Genomic DNA, 647 nt, shown 5'->3' with positions numbered 1-647 from the left:
AAAACTAGTGTAGATAGTATAGAAACAACAGCAGAGAAAACAAGTTATGATAATACAGTAAGTAAACTAAATTCTACCAATGTCCAAGGGGCAATAGATGAGTTATGTACTAGTGTAAATACTGCTAGAGTTAGTTTAATAAATAGTTTAAAAGATATGCTACCTATATAAAAAAAGAGAGGAAGTGATATGTATGAGTGTACATTTTCCAAGATTATATGTGCCTTCACTTATAACAGTACAAAAACCTGCTACTAAAATTACTATAAAACCTTGGAATTATTGCGATAAAAAAAATGCTGCCGATTCCAACGGTGCATACGATATGATGAGTTGCACATTACCAGATGGTACTTCTGTTGGGTGGGATAAAAGCGGAAGCTTTGATGCTTATCCAGGTAATCGTTATAAATTAACATATAGCTATTTTTTTTCACCACAAAATTCAAGTGAATGGACTAGATATACAGAAGACTGTTACTTTGATTGCCAATATAAATCCACAACACCAAGCATAAGTGGAACAGATGGCTCGCTTGGTTCTAAGAGTAGAGGGTTTGGTATAGATTATACAATAACAAATGAAGATAGTTACACATACACAGTAAAAGCATATTTAAATGATGTTTTGTTTGATACGAAGCAAG

The 647-nt window shown here is 32.6% G+C and carries 1 protein-coding gene; it reads left to right on the top strand.

What is annotated here, in order from left to right; all coding sequences use genetic code 11:
* Positions 1 to 193 precede the first annotated feature (193 nt).
* Positions 194 to 647, top strand: a 454-nt coding sequence (locus tag KGF42_RS19100; protein WP_227826903.1) for a hypothetical protein, incomplete at its 3' end; no start/stop codon positions are given.

Source organism: Clostridioides sp. ZZV15-6383 (assembly GCF_020657735.1).
GTDB classification, from domain to species: domain Bacteria; phylum Bacillota; class Clostridia; order Peptostreptococcales; family Peptostreptococcaceae; genus Clostridioides; species Clostridioides difficile_D.
This window is presented reverse-complemented; position numbering and strand designations above follow the sequence as displayed.